At 69.3% G+C, this 927-nt stretch carries 1 protein-coding gene; it reads right to left on the minus strand.

Annotated elements, in window-relative coordinates; all coding sequences use genetic code 11:
* Nucleotides 1-926, minus strand: a 926-nt coding sequence (gene tal / locus C6P64_RS05030) for a transaldolase (RefSeq protein ID WP_105747502.1), incomplete at its 3' end; no start/stop codon positions are given.
* Between the last annotated feature and the right edge of the window lies 1 nt (nt 927).

A 927-nucleotide genomic window follows, 5' to 3' on the forward strand; every position in this document is an offset into this window, starting at 1 on the left:
TCGAGCTTGAGGGCATCGGCGCAGAAGGCGCGGATGCCCTCGGCCAGCTTCTCGGTCGCCATCGCGTCCTCGTTGAGCGCGAGGCGGAAGGCCGGCTCGTCGTATTGCACGAAGGGCAGCTGCAGCGCCGCAGCGGCCTCGGGGTCGAGCGCGCGCGCCAGCGGTGCCTCGCTCGCCGACAGGGCGCCGAGCAGGTCCGGGCTGATGGTCAGCAGGTCGCAGCCCGCCAGCGCCTGGATCTGGCCGATGTTGCGAAAGCTCGCGCCCATGACCTCGGTCGCGATGCCGAAGCGCTTGTAGAACTGGTAGATCTGGCGCACCGACTGCACGCCCGGGTCGTTGGCGCCCGACATCGCAGCCTCGTCCCAGGAGGCGCCGGCCTGCTTCTTGTACCAGTCGTAGATCCGGCCGACGAAGGGCGAGATCAGCTGCACCCTGGCCTGGCCGCAGGCCACCGCCTGGGCAAACGAGAACAGCAGGGTCAGGTTGCAGTGGATGCCGCGCTGCTCGAGCTGCTCGGCGGCCTGGATGCCTTCCCAGGTGGCGGCGATCTTGATCAGCACGCGGCTGGTATCGACGCCCGCGGCCTGGTAGAGCTCGATCAGGCGCTCGGCGCGCGCGACGGTGGCGGCGCTGTCGAAGCTCAGGCGGGCGTCGACCTCGGTCGAGACGCGGCCGGGCACGCGGGCCAGGATCTCGCAGCCGAAGCGCACCAGCAGCCTGTCGACGATCTCGTCGAGCGGGCGGTCGCGAAAGCGCGCCACGGTGTCGGCCAGCAGGTGGGCATACTCGGGCTTTTGCACCGACTTGAGGATCAGCGAGGGGTTGGTGGTGGCATCGCGCGGCTGGAACTGCTCCAGTTGCAGGAAGTCGCCGGTGTCCGCGACCACGGTGGTGTAGCGTTTGAGTGCGTCGAGCTGGTTCATG

Source organism: Malikia granosa (genome assembly GCF_002980595.1).
Taxonomy (GTDB): domain Bacteria; phylum Pseudomonadota; class Gammaproteobacteria; order Burkholderiales; family Burkholderiaceae_C; genus Malikia; species Malikia granosa.